The 22,422-nt window shown below is 60.0% G+C and carries 20 protein-coding genes and 2 pseudogenes; 10 read left to right on the top strand and 12 right to left on the bottom strand.

Features of this window, described 5'->3' with window-relative positions; genetic code table 11:
* Positions 1-193: 193 nt before the first annotated feature.
* The 4 genes from hemA (at position 194) to ACZ1G7_RS03735 (ending at position 4,413) form a co-directional block, all read left to right on the top strand.
* Complete coding sequence (gene hemA, locus ACZ1G7_RS03750; protein ID WP_472662416.1) at positions 194-1,417, top strand: 5-aminolevulinate synthase; 1,224 nt, start codon at positions 194-196, stop codon at positions 1,415-1,417.
* A gap of 121 nt (positions 1,418-1,538) precedes the next feature.
* On the top strand, positions 1,539-2,756 hold the full coding sequence (locus tag ACZ1G7_RS03745; protein ID WP_472662414.1) for a helix-turn-helix domain-containing protein: 1,218 nt from the start codon (positions 1,539-1,541) through the stop codon (positions 2,754-2,756).
* A 77-nt stretch (positions 2,757-2,833) separates the two neighbouring features.
* The gene (gene ispG, locus ACZ1G7_RS03740; protein ID WP_472662412.1) at positions 2,834-3,958 is read left to right on the top strand and encodes a flavodoxin-dependent (E)-4-hydroxy-3-methylbut-2-enyl-diphosphate synthase; all 1,125 of its coding nucleotides are present in this window, start codon (positions 2,834-2,836) and stop codon (positions 3,956-3,958) included.
* 5 nt (positions 3,959-3,963) lie between these two features.
* Positions 3,964-4,413, top strand: coding sequence for a DUF1499 domain-containing protein (locus ACZ1G7_RS03735; protein WP_472662411.1), 450 nt, complete (start codon positions 3,964-3,966; stop codon positions 4,411-4,413).
* On the opposite strand, the gene ACZ1G7_RS03730 is transcribed toward ACZ1G7_RS03735, so the two are convergent.
* Positions 4,410-4,643, bottom strand: coding sequence for a hypothetical protein (locus ACZ1G7_RS03730; RefSeq protein WP_472662409.1), 234 nt, complete (start codon positions 4,641-4,643; stop codon positions 4,410-4,412). The genes ACZ1G7_RS03735 and ACZ1G7_RS03730 overlap by 4 nt on opposite strands.
* Positions 4,644-4,697: 54 nt before the next feature.
* Between ACZ1G7_RS03730 and prfA the strand changes: the two genes are divergently transcribed.
* From prfA to ACZ1G7_RS03715, 3 genes are all read left to right on the top strand, one after another.
* Complete coding sequence (gene prfA, locus ACZ1G7_RS03725; RefSeq protein WP_472662407.1) at positions 4,698-5,750, top strand: peptide chain release factor 1; 1,053 nt, start codon at positions 4,698-4,700, stop codon at positions 5,748-5,750.
* Positions 5,747-6,568 (top strand): peptide chain release factor N(5)-glutamine methyltransferase, encoded by an 822-nt coding sequence (prmC, locus tag ACZ1G7_RS03720; protein WP_472662405.1) that lies wholly within the window; start codon positions 5,747-5,749, stop codon positions 6,566-6,568. The genes prfA and prmC overlap by 4 nt, the downstream gene beginning before the upstream one ends.
* Positions 6,569-6,769: 201 nt before the next feature.
* The gene (locus ACZ1G7_RS03715) at positions 6,770-7,396 is read left to right on the top strand and encodes a DUF4167 domain-containing protein (protein ID WP_472662404.1); all 627 of its coding nucleotides are present in this window, start codon (positions 6,770-6,772) and stop codon (positions 7,394-7,396) included.
* Positions 7,397-7,406: 10 nt separating this feature from the next.
* Here ACZ1G7_RS03715 and rsmA read toward each other — a convergent pair whose 3' ends face one another.
* Genes rsmA through lptF form a run of 6 tightly spaced genes read right to left on the bottom strand, consistent with a single transcriptional unit; the run spans position 7,407 to position 14,889 of the window.
* Positions 7,407-8,249, bottom strand: a complete 843-nt coding sequence (gene rsmA / locus ACZ1G7_RS03710; RefSeq protein ID WP_472662402.1) for a 16S rRNA (adenine(1518)-N(6)/adenine(1519)-N(6))-dimethyltransferase RsmA — start codon at positions 8,247-8,249, stop codon at positions 7,407-7,409.
* Between the two features lie 25 nt (positions 8,250-8,274).
* Complete coding sequence (gene pdxA, locus ACZ1G7_RS03705; protein WP_472662400.1) at positions 8,275-9,234, bottom strand: 4-hydroxythreonine-4-phosphate dehydrogenase PdxA; 960 nt, start codon at positions 9,232-9,234, stop codon at positions 8,275-8,277.
* Positions 9,231-10,502 (bottom strand): peptidylprolyl isomerase, encoded by a 1,272-nt coding sequence (locus ACZ1G7_RS03700; protein ID WP_472662399.1) that lies wholly within the window; start codon positions 10,500-10,502, stop codon positions 9,231-9,233. The genes pdxA and ACZ1G7_RS03700 overlap by 4 nt, the downstream gene beginning before the upstream one ends.
* A 30-nt stretch (positions 10,503-10,532) precedes the next feature.
* Positions 10,533-12,671 (bottom strand): LPS-assembly protein LptD, encoded by a 2,139-nt coding sequence (locus ACZ1G7_RS03695; protein WP_472662397.1) that lies wholly within the window; start codon positions 12,669-12,671, stop codon positions 10,533-10,535.
* On the bottom strand, positions 12,671-13,765 hold the full coding sequence (gene lptG / locus ACZ1G7_RS03690; protein WP_472662395.1) for an LPS export ABC transporter permease LptG: 1,095 nt from the start codon (positions 13,763-13,765) through the stop codon (positions 12,671-12,673). The genes ACZ1G7_RS03695 and lptG overlap by 1 nt, the downstream gene beginning before the upstream one ends.
* Positions 13,762-14,889: an LPS export ABC transporter permease LptF gene (gene lptF, locus ACZ1G7_RS03685; protein ID WP_472662393.1), complete on the bottom strand. Its 1,128-nt coding sequence runs from the start codon at positions 14,887-14,889 to the stop codon at positions 13,762-13,764. Before lptF ends, lptG begins: the two co-directional genes overlap by 4 nt.
* A 129-nt stretch (positions 14,890-15,018) precedes the next feature.
* Between lptF and ACZ1G7_RS03680 the strand changes: the two genes are divergently transcribed.
* A complete protein-coding gene (locus ACZ1G7_RS03680; protein ID WP_472662391.1) occupies positions 15,019-16,491 on the top strand; it encodes a leucyl aminopeptidase in 1,473 nt (490 codons plus the stop codon).
* Positions 16,491-16,949 carry a DNA polymerase III subunit chi gene (locus tag ACZ1G7_RS03675; RefSeq protein ID WP_472662389.1) on the top strand — a complete coding sequence of 153 codons (459 nt, stop codon included), beginning with the start codon at positions 16,491-16,493 and terminating at the stop codon, positions 16,947-16,949. The genes ACZ1G7_RS03680 and ACZ1G7_RS03675 overlap by 1 nt, the downstream gene beginning before the upstream one ends.
* A gap of 13 nt (positions 16,950-16,962) precedes the next feature.
* On the opposite strand, the gene ACZ1G7_RS03670 is transcribed toward ACZ1G7_RS03675, so the two are convergent.
* The 4 genes and pseudogenes from ACZ1G7_RS03670 to ACZ1G7_RS03655 form a co-directional block, all read right to left on the bottom strand.
* A complete protein-coding gene (locus tag ACZ1G7_RS03670; protein ID WP_472662387.1) occupies positions 16,963-17,457 on the bottom strand; it encodes a DUF6505 family protein in 495 nt (164 codons plus the stop codon).
* A gap of 1 nt (position 17,458) precedes the next feature.
* The gene (locus ACZ1G7_RS03665; protein WP_472662385.1) at positions 17,459-18,163 is read right to left on the bottom strand and encodes a biotin/lipoate--protein ligase family protein; all 705 of its coding nucleotides are present in this window, start codon (positions 18,161-18,163) and stop codon (positions 17,459-17,461) included.
* A pseudogene (locus ACZ1G7_RS03660) lies at positions 18,160-19,214 on the bottom strand (Mrp/NBP35 family ATP-binding protein). The gene ACZ1G7_RS03665 and the pseudogene ACZ1G7_RS03660 overlap by 4 nt, the downstream one beginning before the upstream one ends.
* Positions 19,215-19,406 (bottom strand): DUF6494 family protein, encoded by a 192-nt coding sequence (locus ACZ1G7_RS03655; RefSeq protein ID WP_472662383.1) that lies wholly within the window; start codon positions 19,404-19,406, stop codon positions 19,215-19,217. It lies immediately after the preceding pseudogene.
* A gap of 95 nt (positions 19,407-19,501) precedes the next feature.
* Here ACZ1G7_RS03655 and ACZ1G7_RS03650 point away from each other — a divergent pair, with 95 nt between their 5' ends.
* On the top strand, positions 19,502-20,227 hold the full coding sequence (locus ACZ1G7_RS03650) for a hypothetical protein (RefSeq protein ID WP_472662382.1): 726 nt from the start codon (positions 19,502-19,504) through the stop codon (positions 20,225-20,227).
* Here ACZ1G7_RS03650 and ACZ1G7_RS03645 read toward each other — a convergent pair.
* Positions 20,221-22,169, bottom strand: a pseudogene (locus ACZ1G7_RS03645) (4Fe-4S binding protein). The gene ACZ1G7_RS03650 and the pseudogene ACZ1G7_RS03645 sit on opposite strands and share 7 nt — an antisense overlap.
* Positions 22,170-22,422 lie beyond the last annotated feature (253 nt).

Below are 22,422 nucleotides of genomic sequence, written 5' to 3'. Positions count from 1 at the left end.
AAACAGCATGTTTTCTGCGCGTTTGGTCCCGCAGTGGCGGCGTTCCGGTTAGCCATTTGTAGCCGATTGGCGTCAAAATGTGCTACACTACGCGAGATAATTCATTCACATCCGCGTTGGGGTGGCAAATTGTAGCTGTGTCTTCGCCGCGCAGCTGGTTTATAAACACGTAAATTTTTTCGGGGACTGACCTATGAGCTATGATGCCGCGTTGGATGCTGCACTGAACCGCCTGCATGAAGAAGGCCGTTATCGCACCTTCATCGATGTGGAACGTGCGCGTGGGAATTTCCCGGACGCGGTTTGGACGCAGGCTGATGGGGCTCAAAAAGACGTCACGATCTGGTGCGGCAACGATTATCTGGGTATGGGGCAGCACCCCACCGTTCTGACCGCCATGCACGAAGCGCTAGACGCCACGGGTGCCGGATCAGGTGGTACCCGCAACATCTCCGGCACGACTGTCTACCACAAACGCCTGGAGGCAGAACTCGCCGACCTTCACCAGAAAGAAGCGGCGCTGCTGTTCACCTCCGCCTATATCGCCAATGACGCGACACTTTCGACATTGCCGAAGCTGTTCCCGGGGCTGGTGATCTTGTCCGATGCGCTCAATCACGCCTCGATGATTGAAGGTATCAAACGCAACGGCGGCGCCAAACTGGTCTTTAAGCACAATGACCTGGACGATCTGCGCCAAAAACTGGCCGCGTTGCCCGCCAATGCCCCCAAGCTGATCGCCTTTGAAAGCCTGTATTCCATGGATGGCGATTTCGGCCCGATTGAAGCGATTTGCGACCTGGCCGATGAATTCGGCGCGCTCACTTATATAGATGAGGTCCATGCGGTCGGAATGTACGGCCCGCGCGGCGGCGGAATCGCAGAGCGCGATAAATTGCTCGACCGGCTCGACATCATCAACGGCACATTGGCGAAAGCCTACGGCGTAATGGGCGGCTATATCGCGGCATCGGCCAAAATGTGCGACGCGATCCGTTCCTACGCGCCGGGTTTCATCTTCACCACGTCGCTGCCGCCCGCGGTGGCCGCTGGCGCCGCCGCCAGCATCCGCCACCTGAAAGAAGACACGCCGCTGCGCGTACAACACCAGCAATGCGCGGCGACGTTGAAATTGCGCCTCAAAGGCTTGGGGCTGCCCTTGATTGATCATGGCAGCCATATCGTGCCGGTCCATGTCGGCGACCCGGTCAAATGCAAAATGATCTCCGACATGCTGCTCGAAGACCACGGCATCTATGTGCAGCCGATCAATTTCCCAACCGTCCCACGCGGCACAGAACGGTTGCGCTTCACCCCGTCGCCCGTTCACACACCTGCTAAAGTTGATGCGCTTGTTTCCGCATTGGACACATTATGGTCCCATTGTGCTCTAAATCGCGACAAGGTGGCAGGCTAACGTCTTCCTGCGTGCATCGGATACAGTCTTTGTGTTAACAAGAAACAATGAGCCTGGCTGGGGACGAATCGCAGGCTTAAGGGACTGATAAAACTGCAATTTGACTGGCGGGCGGGCGCTGATGATGGGGCGAAAGTCACAATCTGAATCGGATGAGGAGCACGTAAAGCGTGGCTTCGACGATTACGATGTGAAGCTTGGCGATCTGATGCGCGGCGAGCGCGCCACCATGGGCAAATCGCTCCTGGATGTGCAGCGCGAACTTAAAATCAAAGCAAATTACATTGCGGCCGTCGAAAACGCAGACCCGTCTGTTTTTGAAACGCCTGGCTTCATCGCAGGGTATGTGCGCTCCTATGCTCGCTTTCTAGGGCTCGATCCCGAATGGGCCTATAATCGGTTCTGCGAGGAATCTGGTTTCAGCGGCGTTGAAGGGCTGTCCGGCGCCACGGCCACAACCAACAAAGCCAAACCTGCCCAGGCCAAATCCCGCGCCACGCGCGAAGACCCGATCATCAAGCCGGTTGCACCCTATGCTCCTGTCGGCGAGGGCGTGTTTTCGCGCATTGAACCCGGTGCCGTAGGCTCAACAATTGTGATGCTCGGCCTGATATCCGCGCTGGGCTTTGGCGGTTGGACCGTCTTGCAAGAAATTCAGCGCGTCGATTTCGCGCCGGTCGAACAATCCGCAGGCGCTGTCACCGAAGTGGCGGGCTTGCAAACAGCCCCCAGTTTGGGCGGCGAACAGCTTGACACACCCGGCTTCGCGACGCCGACCCCCGATGCGTTGGACAGGCTATACCGCCCCCAAGTGCTTGAAGCGCCGGTCTTGACCGCACGCGACGGGCCAATCGCAGCACTCGACCCGCGCACAAACGGCGCCCTTGTCGACGCAGTTGCCGCCTTTGAAGCGGAGGTCGAGATTGCCGAAGCCGCATTTGAACCGCCGCCGCTGCCGCCGCAGGTTCTGGAAGACAACAGCCCTGATGTCGTCCTTTTCGCGGTGCGCCCTGCCTGGGTCCGGGTCGCATCCTCCGACGGCACCGTCCTGTTTGAGAAAATCCTCGATGCGGGCGAGCAATATGTGCTGCCGCAATCTGATGAGCCGCCATTGCTGCGCGCAGGCAATTCCGGCTCGGTCTTTTTCAATGTCAAAGGCAAGACCTACGGTCCAGCCGGCGCTGGCGGGTCTGTCGCAAAGAATGTGGCACTTGGTATTGATGCGATCACCGAAACCTACGCCGAGGCGGATGTCACCGAACGCGTGCTCGCCGAAACGTTGAAAGCCATGGCCGACACCCCGGTTGAGATCGACCCAGACGCGCCAATCACGCAATAATTCAACCGCTTTCGATTGCGCCAAGGCGTCAGCTGTCTATATTCTGTGACAGATACCTGTCCTGAGGCGGAACACCTATGTCCCTGCATTCAATTCGACCCTGGCGCCAGATCGACCGGCGCACATCCCGCAAAATCATGGTCGGCAACGTGCCCGTGGGCGGGGACGCCCCGATCACCGTGCAGACCATGACCAACACGATCACTTCGGATGTCAAAGCTACAATCGAACAGGTGCAGGCCTGCGCCGAGGCGGGTGCCGATATCATCCGCATCTCGGTCCCTGATGAAGCGTCCTCGAAAGCCCTGAAAGAGATCGTCCCCGAAAGCCCGGTCCCGATCGTCGCCGACATTCATTTCCACTACAAACGCGGCATCGAGGCCGCGGAAGCCGGTGCCGCCTGCCTGCGGATCAACCCCGGCAATATCGGCGATGAGGCCCGCGTCAAAGAGGTGATCAAAGCCGCCCGCGACCATAGCTGTTCGATCCGCATCGGGGTCAATGCGGGCTCGCTCGAAAAGCATCTGCTTGAAAAATACGGCGAACCTTGCCCGGATGCGATGATTGAAAGCGGGCTCGACCATATCCGGATCCTCGAAGACAACGACTTCCACGAATATAAAATCAGCTGCAAAGCCTCCGACGTGTTCATGGCCGCCGCCGCCTATCAGGGGCTGGCCGAACAAACCGACGCGCCCATTCACCTTGGCATCACCGAAGCCGGTGGGCTGGTTTCCGGCACGATCAAATCCGCCATAGGCCTTGGCAACCTGCTTTGGATGGGCATTGGCGATACGATCCGCGTCTCGCTATCCGCCGATCCGGTCGAAGAGGTCAAAGTCGGCTACGAAATCCTCAAATCGCTCGGCCTGCGGCATCGCGGCGTGAATATCATTTCCTGCCCGTCCTGCGCGCGGCAAGGCTTTGACGTAATCGCCACCGTGGCGGAGCTGGAAAAGCGGCTCGAACATATCAAAACGCCCATGTCACTCAGCATCATTGGCTGCGTGGTCAATGGCCCCGGCGAGGCGCTGATGACCGATGTCGGTTTCACCGGCGGGGGTGCTGGGTCGGGCATGATCTACATGGCGGGCAAGCAAGACCACAAACAAAGCAATGAAGGTATGGTCGATCATATCGTGGGCCTTGTCGAACAACGCGCCGCCGAACTGGACGCGGAAGATGCCGTCGCGGCGGAATAGCAGCCGTGTTTGTGCTCAAAATCATTCTGACAGTGCTGCTTCTGGCTGTCATCGCCTTGGCAGCCTATGTGCGGTTGAACCCGCTCGATGGGGCGGTGCTGCATGTCGATCCCGACACTGTTGAGCGGCCGTCAAACCCCGGCCATGTCATGCTGCGCGACGGCGGGGATATCGCGCCCATCACCTATAACATGTCGCAGGCTGATCTGGCGGCGCGACTGGAGGCCGTGATCCTCGCAACGCCCGGCACCACGCGGCTCGAAGGACGTCTCGACGACGGCTGGGCCACATATGTAACGCGTACGAAAATATGGGGGTTCCCCGATATTGCTTCTGTCAAAGTCAAACCGGTCGATGGTGGCGCGACGTTCAGCATATTCTCCCGGCAGCGCTACGGATATGCCGATTTCGGGGTCAACAAGGCCCGGGTCGAGGCCTGGCTAGACGCGCTTTAGGACATCGAACAACCGCCGGGCTGTTCGCGCCACATCGGCACATTCAACGACATCTCGCAGCGCGCAATAAACACGCGCCCGCCAACGGTCATGCAGCGTGTTTCGCCCAGCTCGACGCGGCTACCGCTTGCGTCGGTGCAATAGCACTCCACCGTTTTACGCGCTTGTGCCACGGATTGCGTGGTCAATGCGGCGCAGACCAGCGCCCCTATGAGCGTTAATTTCCGCATTCGCAAAGATTAGCATAGTTGACGCCCCCCTGCCAATCGGGCAGCACGGGGCGCATGGTAGCACTCGATAAACTGGCGCAGATTACGCAGCGATTTGAATTCCTTGAGGCCAAGCTTGCCTCAGGCGAAACCGACGACATCGCGGCAATCAGCCGCGAATACGCGGAACTTAAGCCCGTGGCCGAAGAGGTCGCAGCCTTCCGCGCGATCCTCGACGGGATCGAAAACGCCGAAGCCATGCTCGCCGACCCGGAAATGAAAGAGCTTGCAGAAGAAGAGCTGGCGGAGCTGCGCGCGCAATTGCCTGAGGCAGAGGCGTCTATCCGCATCTCATTGTTGCCCAAAGACGCCGCCGACGCCAAACCCGCCATGATCGAAATCCGCCCCGGCACCGGCGGCGATGAAGCCGCGCTGTTTGCGGGCGACCTGCTTAACATGTATCGCCGCTACGCCGAGGATAAAGGCTGGAGCTTTGACATCATCGAGATGGCGGAAAGTGAGCTTGGCGGCATCAAGGAAGTCACGGCCCATGTCAAAGGGCAGGGGGTGTTTGCGCGCCTCAAATATGAAAGCGGTGTGCACCGTGTTCAACGCGTCCCCGTCACCGAAAGTGGCGGACGAATCCACACCTCTGCCGCCACCGTTGCCGTGCTGCCGGAGGCCGAAGACGTCGATATCGACATCCCCGCCACGGATATCCGCATCGACACCATGCGCGCTTCGGGCGCCGGGGGGCAGCACGTCAACACAACGGACTCGGCAGTCCGGATCACCCATATCCCAACGGGTATCATCGTCGTCAGTTCTGAGAAATCGCAGCACCGTAACCGCGAGATTGCGATGCAGGTACTCCGCGCGCGACTTTATGATTTGGAACGCCAAAAGATCGACGACGCGCGATCTGCCGATCGCAAGGCACAAGTCGGCTCCGGCGACCGCTCCGAACGCATCCGCACCTATAATTTCCCGCAAGGCCGCATGTCCGATCACCGGATCAATCTGACGCTCTACAAGCTCGATCAGGTCATGCAGGGCGACCTTGATGAGATCATCGACGCGCTCACCGCCGACGCGCAGGCGCAGCTGCTGGCGGATGAGGGGCTGTGAGCCAGGACGTCCGCGCAGCTTTGCGCGATGCGGTTCGCCGCTTAGAACTGGCGGGCGTGCCCACGCCACAAATCGACGCCTCCGCTTTGCTTGACGCAGCCGCTAAAGGCAAATCGCATGCCCTTGATGACATGCCCGATGATGTTGCCGCAGATTTCGCGCGCATGGTGCAACGCCGTGCCCAGCGCGAACCTGTCTCGCACATCACAGGCCGCCGCGCGTTCTACGAGCATGAATTCATCGTCACCTCAGACGTGCTCGACCCGCGCCCCGATACTGAAACCCTTGTCGACACCGCGCGCTACACCGGGTTCAACACGGTTCTCGATCTTGGCACAGGTTCGGGCTGCATCCTGTTGTCACTCATCGCGGCGTGCCCCGGCACAACAGGGGTCGGTGTCGATCTGTCACCCAAGGCCCTCGACGTGGCGCGGCGCAATGCAGATGCAATCGGCCTGTCCGACCGCGTGCAGTTTCAGCAAAGCGATTGGTTCGAAGCGGTCACCGGAACATTTGATCTGATCGTGTCCAACCCGCCCTATATTACGGAAGCGGCATTTGCAGATCTCCAACCCGAAGTGCGAGACTATGAGCCCAAAATCGCCCTCACACACGGCGATGACGGGCTGGGCGCCTACCGCATCATCGCGGCGCAGGCGGCCTCTTACCTGAATGCAGGCGGGCAGCTCATGGTTGAGATTGGATTTGATCAGGGCGAGACGGTGCCGACCATCCTGCGCGACGCTGGTTGGCACAATATCCAGCTCATTCGTGACCTCAACGACACCCCGCGCGTTGTTTCAGCGAAAATAGGCTGAAAATTAACGTGGTCTTGTCGAGATCGGCTTGCAAACTGGGCCTGCGCGTTGTTTGTTAAGGGTGTAAGACGACGGTGCCTTGGCGCCCCTTACACCTAAGCCAAAAATAAGGTCTCGATCTTGCGTCGCTGGGACGCCGCGTTTGGAAGCGGAAAAGATCGAAAAGCCGACCTGACTAGATAAGGCTGGAATACTTTCAAAATGAGATCACAGAAATCCCGTTCGCGCGGTAAGAACCGCAACAACAACAATCGTCCCTCGGGCAATATCGTAAACCGCGTTTTTGACAGCTCGGGGCCCGAAGGCAAGGTGCGCGGTACGCCGCAGCAAATTATTGAGAAATATCAGCAGCTTCACCGCGATGCCCAGCTGGCAGGTGACCGTGTTTCGGCTGAAAACTTTCAGCAACACGCAGAGCATTACGCCCGCATGCTGGCGGAGGCTTTGAAAGAACAAGAAGCCAAACGCGAAGCGCATGAGGCCCAACAAGCCCAAAACCGCGAACGCCAACAACGCGAACGCGAAGAACGTCTCGAAAAGCAGCAATCCATGCAAAGCGGCGACGTAGCGGCGCCCGAACAGCCGCAGCAAGACAAGCCACGCCGCTCCCGCAAACCGCGTGAGCAAGAAGGCAATCGTGAAGGGCTTGAGCGTGTATTGGGCGCCGGTGATCAGCCTGACGTGATTGATCTGGGCAGCGCGGATGAGGCCGAAAGTGGGTTGGTGGAAACAGTTGAAGCCGCCCCAAAACCGGCGCGCAAACCGCGCAAACCCAAGAAAGCGGCGACGGACGATGCGCCCGCAGGCGATCAACCCGCCGCCGAATAAGACCAAAAATTCAGCTGCGCGCGACCTCACGGGCGAGCGCGCAAAACGCTTCCAACGACACCTGTTCCGCACGTTCAGTTGGGGCTATTCCAGCCGCCAAAAGCCGGTCCTCAATGTCGGGGGCCACGCCTTTCAATGCGGCGCGCAGCATCTTGCGGCGTTGGTTGAACGCGGCGGCCACAACGCGATTTAACACGCCCGCCTCCGCATCAAAGCGGGGCGCGGCAAGCGCTTCCAGATGCACCACTGCGGACCGTACCTTTGGCGCAGGGACAAAAGCCTCCGGCGCCAGCTCCATCACAATTTTCGGCGTGCTGCGCCACTGCGCCAGCAGAGCCAGCCGCCCATACGCTTTGCCGCCCGGTTGCGCCACGACCCGTTCTGCCACTTCACGCTGAAACATCAGTGTCAGGCTCTGCCAGAACGGCGGCCAGCTGGGCGGCGTCAACCATCGCACCAAAAGTTCCGTCCCAACATTATAGGGTAGGTTCGCCGCAACCCGTATGGGAGCCGTCAGATGCACCAACGGGTCCACCTCCAACGCGTCGCCCTGGATGACGTCTAGCTGGCCGGGGTAGGCGGCGGCGATCTGTTCAAGCGCGGGCAGGCAGCGCGGGTCTTTCTCAATCGCCAGCACGCGCCGCGCGCCTTCGGCCAAAAGCCCGCGCGTCAGCCCGCCGGGGCCGGGTCCCACTTCCAACACGTCGCAGCCGCTCAAATCGCCCGCCTGGCGCGCGATCTTTGCTGTGAGGTTCAGGTCCAGCAAAAAGTTCTGCCCGAGCGACTTCTTGGCCGACAGCTGATGCGCGCGGATCACGTCCGACAAGGGGGGCAACCCGTCTATCTGCGCCATGCTGTCTCCATTTGGTTAAAAATACTCAAACGGCGCTGCGGGCGGATGCCATGTCCCACGCCAGTTTTAGCGCCGCGATGGTTGAGGTCGGATCCGCGATCCCATGCCCCGCAATGTTAAACGCGGTGCCATGATCGGGCGAGGTGCGCACAAAATCCAAGCCCAGTGTCACGTTCACGCCGCCCGCAAAATCAATGGTCTTGATCGGGATCAGGGCTTGGTCATGATACATCGCGACAGCCACGTCATATCCCGCGCGCGCAGCGGAATGAAACATCGTGTCGGCAGGCCATGGCCCGGTCACATCCATTCCGCTCTCGCGAAGACCGGTCAGGCAGCTTGCGATCCAGTCCAGCTCCTCTTGCCCCATCGTACCACCCTCACCGGCATGTGGATTGAGCCCACAAACAGATAGGCGCGGGTGATCAATGCCGAAATCGCGACGCAACGCGGCCTCCGTGATCTGCAGTGTCTCTGTCAAAAGTGTGGGCGTCAGCGCCTTTGGCACGTCACTCAGCGCGATGTGAATGGTGACAGGCACAACACGCAGCTCGGCGCAGGCAAGCATCATGACAACCTGGGCCTTACCATCCAATGCGGCCAGATATTCCGTATGACCCGGATAGGCAAAATCCGCGCCGTCTTTCAGCGCCTTCTTGTGAATGGGCAAAGTGCAAAGCGCGCTCGACTTGCCCGCCTTTACCAGCTCAACACCCTTTGCGATGACGTCAATGACGCCTTGCGCGTTGCGCGTGTCAGGCTGGCCGGGCAGGGCGTCGCCCGCAAAAGCATGCGGTAAAACCGGAAGCGGGCCGGCAGGGTCAATCTGATCTGGAGTGTCGATCAGTTGCGTCTCGCCGCTCACATGGCGCGGGTCGCCAAGCAGGAAAAACGGAACCGTTTGCCCCAGCGTATCCCAGGCCTTTTGCGCGATCTCCAAACCCACCCCGGCGGGTTCGCCGCAGGTCAGGCAAATTGGGGTCATGGGCTTTCGGTGATGATCGCGTCGGCGCGCAGCTCTTCCAAAAAGCTGTCGGCATAAGAGGCCAGACGCTGATTGAACAATTGCTGACGAATTTGGTCGCGCTCATCGACAACCGGCAGGGGCTCGCCATCTTCATCCAACTGCGGCTCGGGGGCGGGTCCTGCGTCAACCGTGCGCCCGCACAACATCAAGAACATCAAAAATGCGCCGTCTTGGCGCGTTAGGCTGCTTGAGACCTCGTTGGAATCCAGCTTGGCCAGTTCTAGCGCGATATCCGCCGGTACATCAGCCGCCGCCAAGGTGACGCGCTCAAAATACTCTGGCGGCAAGGATTGCGCCGGTTTGTACAGGTCGTCGCAGGTGTCATAGCGGTCCGCATAGCCCTGCGCGGTTGCGCGCGCGGCGTCACTGCTCCCGCCTGGGATCAAAATGCTGGCATATTCAAGGGCCAACGTATCGGGCGTCTCGGCATCGGTTTCCTCCAAAGCGCGCAGCTGAAAAATGCCAATGCCGGGCCCAAGGGGGATCGGGTCGGTCACTTGACCTGGCTCCAGCACCAAAACGGCGGCACGCAAAACAGGGGGCACCTGACCAATTGGAAGCCACTCCAGACGCCCGCCACGATTGCGCGTAGCAGCGGCTGAATGCCGACGCGCGGCTGCCGAAAAGGCGCCTTCAGTGCTTAGCGTATCCGAAAGGCGCTGGATCAAGGCGCGGTTCGCCTCCGCGTCCGGGCCTTGCGCGGGCACGATGATCTCGGACAAAAGCAGCCGCACACCGCCACTGCCTTGCGATCTTTGCGATTGCGCGCGGTCAATCTCGGCGTCGCTCACCTGCGCGCGTGGGCCAAACCGGCCACGCACATAGTTGCGCCAGGCCACGCCCGATGACACAAAGTCGCGAAATGTTTCTGCCGACACGCCCGCCTGCGCGATTGCAGCAATAAACTGCTCAGCGCTCAGGTTGGCGCGCTGGGCGAATTCTTCCATTCCGGCCTGCACCTCTTCGTCGGTCACGGTGATACCAGCGCGGCGCGCTTCTGCAAGGCGCAGCTTGTCTTCGATCAGTGCTGTGCGGGCCTCCTCAGCCGGGTCGCCGGGGACGCGAAGCAGGGTCAAAAACCGGGTGCGCTGGTCCAGCTCATATCGGGTGATCACAGCGTCATTCACGGTGATGACCGATTCAAACAATCCCTGCGCCAGCACTGATGTCGACAACACCAGCCAGGCGGCTGCGCCAATAAATGCCTTTTGGAACCCGCGTGTCATGCCCATGTCTTTGCCTGTTTCTAACCGCTTCTACCCGCTGCAGGACCGCGCAAACCCTGCGCCGCCAATGCCTTTTGCCCCGAACCCTGCCAACTGCACCGAGAGGCTTAGATCCGTGGTTGGCGTTACATTAGTCGAAGACGTGAAGCGGCGCGAGAGGGAAAGGTCAAACCGCGCGCATTCGTTTTGGTAGCTCGCCCCGATACCCGCGCGGCTGGTGCGGTCTTCGACAAAATCGTAGCGCAGGTCCGACGACAAGGTCCAATGACGGCTGATCCGGTAGTCGCCGTCGATTGAAAATTCTGACGTGTCAAGCGGCCGCCCCTCCGCTGCGTCGGCCTCAAGCCATACGAAGGTCGACCCAAGGTTGAACATATCCGCGGTCCAGGTCATTCGCATCTCATTGCGCGAAAAGCTGAAGTCGTCTTCAAACAGCGCCCGGTTGGTGATCGAAAACTGATCCCCAATCTCGACTTTCGCAGCTGCGAGCCAGTCGGAATCTTTGCCCTGCAGCCCTGACGACGCCGAGAACTGTCCCAGATCGGTCTCCCGAATGACGCGGCCAACGGTCAACCCAAGCGACCATCCGTCCGCATCCTGTCGGGTGTAGGTCAGCCCCAGATTGGCGCGCACGCCGCGCTCCTGCGCATCAACACCCGGGAAGCGCGAATAGGAAAACAGGTTCGCCTCGTCAAATTCGACCAGCAGGCTGTCTTCATTGGAGACATGCCGCGTGCTTTCCTTTGACCAGACCAATTGCACCACAGGTTCTAGCAAATGTGTGGCACCCGCGCTTTGGCGCAGCATCGGCCATCTCAGTTCAGCCGACACATAGGGGGTCACCTCTGTGGTGTCGCCAAATTGCGGGCGGTCATCTTGCCCGACGTTGTACCAATCCGCGCGCAACTGCGCGCCCGTCGCAAAGACCATGCCGTTGCGCCAAATCCAATCCCGCCGCCAATCGGCCACGGCGGACAGACGCCCGACATCGCGCCCGACGCCCGCAAGCGCCAGGTCGGAACGGCGATACAGGCCTGATGCTTCCAGCTGTAGCTTGGCGATCCCGCCCGTCAGGGACGGCGCGAAACGACGCGAATAGATGGCATCCCCCACCAGCGTCGGCAGCAGCCTGTTGTCGTCGCCTTCGCGCAGCGATTTGTAGTGGATCAGCTCAAAGCCAACATATTCATCTGCCCGCGTCCGGCTGACAGAAATCGCACTGTCGAGCCGGTCCTTGTCCGAATAGTCATACAGCAGCAAATACCCGGGGTCCGAAACCAGCTCGACGTCAAAGGTCAGTTGGTAATCGCGCGGAAGCGCAAAGCTGCCATCGGCAAAAAGATAGGCGCGCGTGTTACCGGACCGGTTCAAATTGTCATCCGTCAGCGCGCCGTTCAATTCAATCTCGCCGTAGCGGAATTTCTGGCGGTACCGCCCTTCCAACGTGCGTGAGCCCCGCGTCGTAAGCCAAGGCGTCAGCGTCAGGTCAGCATGATCGCCAAGGGTAAAGAAATACGGTGTTTTGATCCCCAGCCCAATGTCGCCGTTTGAACGAAACTCCGGCAGCAAGAAGCCCGACGCGCGTTCAACCGTCGGGTCAGGAAGGCGCAAATAGGGCCAATAAAACACCGGAACATCCAGAACCCGGAAGCTGGCATTGTCGAAATAAAGCTGCCGTTCCTTGTTGTCATGCGTGATCCGTTCCGCGCGGATTTCCCATAGGGGGGTCGGGTTGTCGGCACAAATCTGGCAGCTCGACGCGACAGTCTTGTAAAACTGGGTATAGCGCCCTTCGCTGCGTTTGATCTCATTGGCGGCCAGCTGCAATTGCTGCGAAAACACCGCGCGCGCCTGACTAAGTACACCTGTTTGCAGATCCCCCGAAAGCTCCGCGAAATCGGCAATGATCGTCACTTCGGTGCCATCAATCAGGTAAAGCGGCCCGCCAATGCGCAACCTGTCCGCCGCGCCGTCATAGGTGATTGAGCTGGCGCGCAAGCGGACGCCATTTTGCAAAATCTCGACATTGCCGCTGGCCTCAAGCTTTTGGCCGCTGGGGTCGAACGTCACCTGATCCGCAACAAGTGAGGCGACACCCTGTACAGCCTCCTGCGCGACAGCGGCCAAAGGCGCCAAACACAGCGCAAGGCTCAAAAGAACCGCGCGCATTAGCCGTCCTCCGTATGGAATAGCAGGCCCAGCGATAGGAAAATCCCTGCAAGTGGTGGCATCCATGCGGCCACAATGATCGGAATTTGACCGTTTTCACCCAGCACCTGGGCAAAATTTCGTAGAAAATACACTGAGAATCCCATCAAAATTGCAAACAGCACCATCAATCCGGTCCGTCCAAACCGCGTATGCCGCATCGTGAACCCGGCCCCGATCAGAACCATCGCGGCCAGAAGGATCGGGTTGGCCAGTTCCATATGCAGCCAAACGCGGTGTTGCAGTGCCGAGAACCCGGCGCGGTCCAGCTGGCGAATGAAACGCGGCAATTCCCAAATCGGAATAGCAGAGGGGGAGCCGAAACTGTCTTGAATTTGGTCGCGCGTCAGGTCCGACGGCAGCGACAATGAGGCATAGGTTTCGGCTGCACCTTCCGCATTTGACCCCTCAATGAACACCCAGCGTTTCGCGTTCGTCAGCGCCCATTGCCCGGGCTCTAGCACCGCGCGGTCGGCCTGAATTCGGTAGGTGACTTCGCCGGAATGGTCGAAGCCGTAAAAATTAACATTGCTGATTTCGGTACCATCAAGATTGGACCGCGCGGCCTTGATCACCACTTGCCCGCCTTGGCTGGCTTGGCGCAGCCACAACCCGCGGTCGCTGACCGACAAGGTGCTGGTCGTCCCCGCATAGCGTTGGGAGGCCAGTTCAAACTGCTTCGACGTGGCCGCCACAATCGGGTTCAACGCGGCAACGCCCAAAGCGCCAAACAATGCCGCCGTAAGCACCGGCGCAAACAGCGTGCGGATGGCTGACCGTCCAGAGGCACGGGTCACCACCATTTCGGATGTCCGCGACAGGTTCAAAAACAGCATGATCGTCGACAGCACGGTCAACAGTGGTAGCATCCGGTACATCGTCGCGGGTGATTTCAGCAGGGCAAGCTCACCGGCCTCGACAATGCCCACCACCTGGCTGTCAAACCGGCGCATCTGTTCGACCATATCGATCAGGTAGACGATCCCGAAAAACACCCCGAAGACCAAGACGAAAGACCGGATGAAAAGTCGCGCGATATACCAATCCAACCTCAAGGCGCGACCTCAATCGCTTTCGCGCGGCGCAGCCGAGGCATGGTTGAAAAGGCGATAAGCGTGGCCGTCAAAATGGCCCCGATCAGCGGCGCCAGATAGGCCATCCACCACAAGGACGCGTTTGAACGCGCGATATCCTCCGACGCATTCGCGATCAGTTGCACAAAGATGATCAACACCACCGCGATGATCACCTGCCGCCACACCCCGAAGCGCGAAAACCCTCCGATCATCAGCGCAGCAAACCCCATCATCGGCACCACAATCGACAACAGGGAACGCGCAAAGCGGTCATGTCCTTCATACAGAAAATCCGGTAGCTCGCCCGCAGCGGTTGCAACGTCCTCAGGCGTCGGGTTCAGCAAGGTTAGGGTCGGCAATTCGCGCAGATCGCGCAGCCGCGTGCCGCCCTCATTGATCAGCGCGCCGATGTCATAGGCGAAGTCTCGAAACTCCACCGTCGTCAGGCTGCCTGACTTGTGGCGCAGTGTTTGTGCGAGCCCGTCAAACATCACCAATCGCGGCCCGGTTTCGGCGCGTATCAGCAGCGCTTTTTCTGCCGTGTAGGTGATTGTCGCGCTCGGGTCGCGTTCATCTTCCAAAAACAGTTCCAGCATCTCACCGCGTTCCGTGATGTCGCGGATATAGACCGTGATGCCCGATGCGGGGTGGATGAACTGGCCCTCCTTCAGGAACCGCGCGGTGATATCGCGGCTGATCTCGGCGCTGCGCCCGGCCAGCTCGCTGCGCGCGGCGGGCACCAGAAGATGCGCCAGAATGCCCACCAAAACCGCAACGATCATGCCGAAATACAAGACCCCCCGCCCAATGCGCAGGGTAGAGGCCCCCGCCGTTTGCAACACCACCATCTCCGATTCCGCCGATAGCCGGTTGGTGACATACACCGCCGCGACAAAGGCCGATATCGGCAGCACGATCATGATCACGTAAGGCAGCGCCAGCAGGGTGAATTCCAGAAAGACCAAGGCGGTTTGGCCGTCCCCGATCAATTGGTCAAACAGCGAAATCGCGCGGTTGATCCAGTAGACTGACACCAAGACCAGCGAAAAGAAGCCAAATAGCAGCAACAATTGCGACAGCATGTATCTGTCAAATCGCGCCACATTGCCCTCCTGCTCGTTTTGACGCCAGCTTAGACCATATCGCACCGCCTAAAAAGGCCCTTCTGGTCATCGCCCCATCAGCGCGCTAGGTGTAGCGTAACGCAGAACGCTCAAAAGAAGAGGCCGCCCATGACCACCCCAATCGTCCCCAGTTTCGTGCTCACCGATATCGACCAGATCAAGGAAATGTCCGGCGTCATTGCGGTGTTTGTGCCCGAAGCCGGGACGCTCGATGCCACGGCAAAGCGGGTCAACAGACTGTCGCGCGGCGCGCTTGCGCGGTTGGTCGAAAGCGACGCGTTCGGCAAGCTCGATGCGGGCAAGGCGATGATGCTGGCCTATCCGCTGAACCTGGAGGCCGAGGGCGTCATCGTCGTCAAGCTGGCCCGCCGCCCAGAGATTTCTGAGGCGCGCGCCGCCGGTGCCACGATCGCCAAAATGGCCAAGGGCAAAGAAACCCACGTGCTCTGCGGCAACCTGCGCCGCGCCGAAGACGTGGCCCTGGGCCTCGCTTTGCGCATCTACGACTTCACCGACCACTTCACGAAGGACAGCGAAGAGGCGGGCGCGGTCAGCTTCATGGTCAACAAGCCGGTTGAAACCAAATCCGCCGCCGCCGCAAACGGCGCAATCGTCGACGGCGTCTTTTTCACCCGCGATCTGGTCAATGAACCCGCCAACGTGCTCACCACCACAGAATTCGCAGCCCGGCTCGACGCGCTGTCAAAACTCGGGCTCAAGGTCAAAATCCTTGAGGAAGCCGAGCTTGAAAAGCTCGGAATGGGGTCGCTCTTATGCGTGGGGCAGGGCTCCGATAGCCCTTCCAAAATTGTGGTCATGGAATGGATGGGCGGCAACAAGGACGACAAACCGTTTGCCTTGGTCGGCAAGGGCGTCGTCTTTGACACAGGCGGCATTTCGTTGAAGCCACCGGCTGGAATGGAAGACATGACCATGGATATGGGCGGCGCGGGCGTCGTGGCAGGCGTCATGAAAACGCTCGCCACCCGCAAAGCCAAGGCCAATGTCGTGGGCCTTGTTGGGCTGGTTGAGAACATGCCGTCGGGCAACGCGGTGCGCCCGGGCGACGTCGTGACCTCGATGAAAGGCGATACGATCGAGGTGATCAACACCGATGCCGAAGGCCGCTTGGTGCTGGCGGACGTGATGTGGTACGCGCAGGAAACCTACCAGCCCATCGGCATGATCGACCTCGCCACGCTCACCGGCGCGATCATCATCGGGCTGGGCCATGACAATGCCGGGGTTTTCTCAAACAATGATGCGCTCGCCAATGCGTTCCTAAAAGCGGCAGGGGCCGAGGACGAAGGCGCATGGCGCATGCCAATGGGCAAATCTTATGACGAGCAACTGAAATCGCGCGTGGCCGACATGAAAAACGTGGGCGGCAGGCCCGCCGGGTCCATCACGGCGGCGCAGTTCCTGCAACGCTTCGTGAAGCCGGAAACTCCGTGGTGCCACCTCGATATCGCAGGCGTCGCGGCGGTGAAAACCGAAACGGCCTTCGCCCCGAAAGGCGCAACCGGCTGGGGCGTGCGGGCGCTTGACCGCCTGATCGCGGATAACTTCGAAACCGAGTGATGTCAGAGGTCTATTTCTACCATCTTACCCGCCAGCCTTTGGAGCAGGTTTTGCCCACGCTCTTGGGGCTGGCGCGCAAAGCGGGCTGGCGGATCGCGATCAGGGGCGCATCAGAAGACCGGCTTGGTTGGCTCAATGGCAAGCTGTGGGAAGGTGACGGCTTTCTGCCGCACGGCTTGGCCGGTGGGCCGCATGACAGCGATCAACCTGTATTGCTAACAACGGGGCAGGCGGGCAACGATGCCGACTGCCTGATCTGCGTCGACGGTGCAGACCTGTCGCCCGCAGAAGTTGCGACCCTTAAACGTGCGATGATCCTGTTTGACGGCAATGATGGCGACGCGCTCACCCGTGCCCGCACGCAATGGAAAGCCATCACCGACGCCGATGTTGCCGCCAAATACTGGTCGCAGGAAAGCGGGTCATGGGAAATGAAGGTCGCGCATCCCAAAGCCTAGCGGCGCGGGGCGATCAATGGCTGTGCGGCTCTTCGTCCAACGATCCGTGAATAGCGAATTGATCAAGCCCCGCATCGCGCGGCTCGATCATGCGGAAGCTTTCTTTGACACCGGCCTCGGTCAGCTCACGTGAGACAGTCAGCAAGGTGTTCGGGTCCTGCTCGTCGCAAAGCTCGACCATATGGCGCAATTCCTCTTCTGCCACATGGGACGCCGCTTCAATCGACGGGGCGCCGTACATCTGGACGAAATGCTGCGCGAGGCTTGTTTTAAGCACGTCAAACTCGCCGGGCTCGACCTGGGTCACAGCTACGACTGACACCCGCCCGAACGTCTCCACGCCCAGCCAGCCATTCGCGAAGGCCTGGCGTGCTTTGCCCGTCAAATCCGCCTCTGACCAGTTGGAAAACTCGAACCCGCCTGAGATGCACCACTCGCCCGTCCGGGCCGGGGAATGAAAGATGTTCATGTCGCTTTCATCGAAGTGAATTGCGCGCGCCAGCATCATGTCAGCTGTCCTCCAGCAGTTTTGTAAGCGGGATCAGGTGGGTGGTCTTGTCGTCGCGAACCAGCATGCCGAACCGCTCGTCAACGCCCAAATAGGTGCCCGCGTGGCCACGCATTTCAATGCTTTCGCCGATGCCATGCGCCAGACCACGCCAGTCTTTATGCAACGCGGAAACGCCCGTATCCTGCCACGTGTTGATCCCAACGAGCGTATGTTTCACCCATGATTCCAGAAGGTTATCAGCGCTGACATCCGCGCATCCTTCCGCGTAGAGCGTGGTTTGATCGGGCGTGTCTCCCGGGTCATCGCTTTCGGGCCAAAGCGGCAAGGACAGACCGACAACCAGCCAATCGGGTTCTGCGTCGGGGTCGGTGCCTGATGCCGCAACCCGCAATGTCCCGCAGGATGCGCCGTTGATCCGCACCCCGCCATCCCAATCCAGATGCACTGCGACCTCTGGCGGGGCCAAAGCGCCAAGCGCATTTTGAAAGCCCACACCGCAGAGCGGCAGCATCGCCATTGCGTCTGCCAGCACCACGTCGGGGGCAAAGATAATCGCAGCCCGTAGCGCGTTTGCGCCCAGATTATAGACGACCAACCCGGCGTCGCATCCCCGCGCGGCCTCGACGCAGGCCTTGTCGAACGGATCGATTTGCCCCTCGACCGCAAGCCCGCTGAACAGCGGTGGGAAGCTGGGCGTGGTCATGCCTTGCCGGCCTCGATCAAGGTTTTGGCCACAGTACGGAACCCCTGCGCCTGCGCAGAGTCCGGCTTGGAGACGACAATCGGCGCACCGCCATCAGCCGCCAAGCGGATATCAAGATGCAGCGGGATTTCAGCCAGCAACGGAACGCCTAGCTTTTCGGCCTCCGACTTGACGCCGCCATGACCAAACATATGTTCCTCATGCCCGCATTGCGAACAGATATGAGTGCTCATATTCTCGATCATGCCAATGATCGGCGTGTTCATCTGGTTGAACATGTCGATCCCCTTTCGGGCGTCCAGAAGCGCCACATCTTGAGGGGTGGACACGATCACAGCGCCATCCAGATGCGCCTTTTGGGCCAGCGTCATCTGCACATCGCCAGTGCCGGGCGGTAGGTCAACGATCAGCACATCCAGAGCGCCCCATTGCACTTGCGTCAGCATCTGTTGCAACGCGCCCATCAGCATCGGCCCGCGCCAAACGACGGCCTGATCCTCATTGGTCATCAACCCGATGGACATCATGGTCACGCCGTAGTTGCGCAGCGGCAGTATAAGCTTGCCATCCGGGCTTTGCGGTCTGCCGGACACGCCCAGCATGCGCGGCTGGGACGGGCCGTACACATCCGCATCCAGCATCCCGACGCGACGCCCTTCGGCAGCGAGCGCGCAGGCTAGGTTGGCCGCGACTGTGGATTTGCCGACACCGCCCTTGCCAGAGGCCACAGCGATGATCCGGTCCACGCCCGGTATTTTGGCAGGCCCCGCGGGCTCTGCCTGCCGCGATGGTTTCAGGTCGGGGGCGGGGTCGGCTTGCTATGCGCCGTCATCACGATCGAAACGGATGTGGCGCCCAAGGCGGTCAGCTTTTCCTCCGCCTCCGCCTTGGCGGGCAGGAACGGATCGGGGCTGTCGACCTCCATCACAAACCGTATCGTGGTTTCGTCCACATTCAGGGCGCGCACCAATCCGGCCTCGACCAGATCAACGCCGGAGGGCGCTTTGATCTGTTTCAGGCATTCCAGAACGTCTTCGCGGGACAGCGCCATTTACGCGCCTTCGATCTTGCCGGTGACGACATGCTCAAGCTCAATCCCGTCGATGGTCAGCACCACCTTGGCATCGAAGCTCTTGCCGGCGCTGTCGCCCGCATTGCGCATCGCTTCTTCAATGGCCTGTTGCGAGGTCACGCCGACCTGTTTGAGAAATTTGCGCATCGACATGTTGAAGTCTTCGCTCATGGCCTGGCCCCTTGGTTTACCGAAATTGTTGACGCTTCGACCCTAGCGCCCCTAGGCTGACATGCAACCTGACGCGCTTGAACGGAGCGGATGGAATGTTGAAATATCTTGCCGTGATTGCGGCGATAAGTGCGACCCCGGCCTTGTCTCAGGACAAGCGCTTCACGTTGCAAACCCCCGATGCCTTGGTCGAGACGGGGTTCTTGAAACACCTGCTGCCACGGTTTTCGCTGAAGACCGGCATTCGCATCACGACCCAGGTCGATGGCGGCGATGCCGCGCTTGGCCTTGAGGGAACGCCCGTGTTCCGGCAAGGCGACGTCATCTGGCACTACGCCAAAACCGATGGCCCGTTCACCGACGCCTTCGGCGACTGGCTGACATCTGATGTCGGCAAACGCACCATCGAAGCCTTCGCTCCAGACGGGCAGGCGCTGTTCAGCGCCGATGTCAGCGTCAAGGCCGAGGTGAAGACCGCCGCTTTGACGGGCGACGCGGCGCTTGGCGAAAAGATCAGCCTGCAGCAATGTGGCCGTTGCCATGTGGTCAACGAAAGCAACAAGATGAACGCCATCGGGTCTTCGCCATCCTTTGGGCTGATGCGCACCTTCCCGGACTGGCAGGAACGGTTTGAGACCTTCTTCATGCTCAGGCCGCACCCCGCCTTTACGCAAGTCGCCGATGTGACGGAGCCATTTGCCGACCATCTGCCATCCCCCATCGCGCCCATCGAGGTGACCTTGGAACAGATCGAGGCCATCACCGCCTATGTCGGCTCCATCGCTCCGTCTGATCTTGGGGCGCCTATGCAAACTCAGTGATCCCGTCGCTTTGACAGGTAATCCGCGGTGGTGCGCACGCGGGGGCGCTCCCCGCTTTGGAACGGGTTGTCCGTCGAATGGTACTGCGCCTGCACCCGGCAATTGTCGCACATCTGGATCATCTTTGCGGCCTCGGACGTGGCGAACATCGCGTGGTTGCCGGCCAGCTTTTCGGTGATCCGCTCTACCGTCGATTTGACCCCGAACAGCGTGCCGCATTCGATGCAAGCGAAGGGCTCTTCTTCGTGCAAAACGCGTTGGTCAAACGCGGCATCTGTCAGATCCATCTGCGGCTTCAGGGTGATCGCCTTTTCGGGGCAGATATTGGTGCACAAACCGCATTGAAGGCAGGCGTCTTCCTGAAATCTCAGCTGCGGCATATCCGGGTTGTCGCCCAGCGCGCCAGACGGGCAAAGCGACACGCAAGACAGGCATAAGGTGCAGGCGTCAGTATCCACGACCACGGCGCCATAAGGCGCGTTTTCGGGCAAGGAAATGGTCTCCGCTTCCGGTTGCAGCGCTTTCGCAGCAAGCCGAGTGACCTGTCGGCGCGAACCCATTGGCAAGATCGGATCGCATCGGACCTGCGCGGCAGTCTCGGTATATAGTGCCTCTTCCAACGCATCCGGATCACCGGGGCGCAGCACGGCCACGGCATCTGAGGTGCCTGAAAGCGCATTGGCGAGGCTGGCCTGCGCGCCGATTACATCCAGGTCAGATTTGGGGGAGGCCAGCACATCGACATGGCCAAATCCGCAAGCCAAAGCAGCAAGTGCTTCTGCGTGGCCAAATCCAGACAGGGCGTCGACCTCCAACGGGATCACATCAGCGGGTAGACCGCGCCCGAACCGTGCGGACAGCGCAATCATTTCTGCGCCAAAATCTGCATCATGAACCAGCAGGCGCGGGTCCGCGCCGCCCGCCTTGCGGTATGTGCTGGCCAGCGTCGACAGGCGTCGGAACACCGTATCCACCGGCGGCGCGTCGTAGCTAATTGCGCCCGATGGGCACACGGCAGAACACGACCCGCACCCGGCACAGACCATCGGGTCGATGGCGACATGCTCGCCCGCTGATGTGATCGCGCCCGTCGGGCAGACATTCAGGCAATTGGAACAGGCCGGTTTCTCCGCGCGGCTATGGGCGCAGATGCTGGTTTCCAAACGCACATATAGCGGCTTTTCGAAGGTGCCGATCATCTGGGACGCGCTCAGCACGGCCTTGGCGACAGACGGCGCATGGCTCGGATCGGCGCGCAGGTAGCCTTCGCGCTTTTCGGGCGCGGGGACCATTGCGGTCCCACCGCTCAGATCAAGGATAATGTCGCAGTCCGACGCCACGCCATCGACCGGTTCGCTCAACGCGAATGCGCCCCGGCCGCCTGTGATAACCTGTTGTAATTTATCTAGTTTAACGGTGAAGCCGCCCAACGCGCCCGCAACGTTGCGCACCGTGCCCACAACGCAATCGAACCGGCGATCTGTGGGCAACTCGCTAGCCTCAGAGAGTAGCACCGTCACTGCCAGCGTGTCGCTTAAATCAGATGCAGCTTCCAGCGCGGCCGTGCCGCCAATGATCAGGCAGGTGCCTTCTGATACAACATCGACGGACTTGCCGACCTGCACCGACAAAGCGGCCTCCGCTGCAAGTGCTGCCATTTTCGGGGTGGCATTGCCTTCCCCCATCCCGCGCGGTCGCGCAGGTCTACAAATCCGGGGGTGGCGACCTCCAGCTCTTCCGCCAACTCCTCAAATTGCTGACGTTCTTGCTGACAGGCGATGATCGCATCGCCGCCGGACAGCTCTTTGGCTGCGGTATCGATCTGGTCCATGCACAAGCTGGAATATACGTTCGAGCAGGGGGTGCCGCAGGCAGCTTCAATGGCGGCTGCGTCGATAGATTGGCTGCCCAAACAGTCGCACAAGATCAGCTTTTTGGTCATCAATTTCCCCTGAGATCTGGCACATAAATCAGCATCACCACGCGCCACGGTATTCGCGATTCTATTGCGCCGTAAACCCAATTCATCCCGATTGGCCTAAGATCGCAAATGCTGCAGCTGCATCTCAAAAGCACGACTAAAACACTTGGAAAATAGGGGTGACCGTTTGCCCGGTGTTAATTTCCTGAGCTTTCCGGCGAAGGTCCGGGATGCGTTTCCTATGCTGCGTTGCAGAGTGCAAAAATGGCAATTG

This window comes from Litoreibacter sp. JB4-2 (assembly GCF_055693445.1).
The sequence above is the reverse complement of the archived record's forward strand: the minus strand, read 5'-3'. Positions and strand labels throughout refer to the sequence as shown.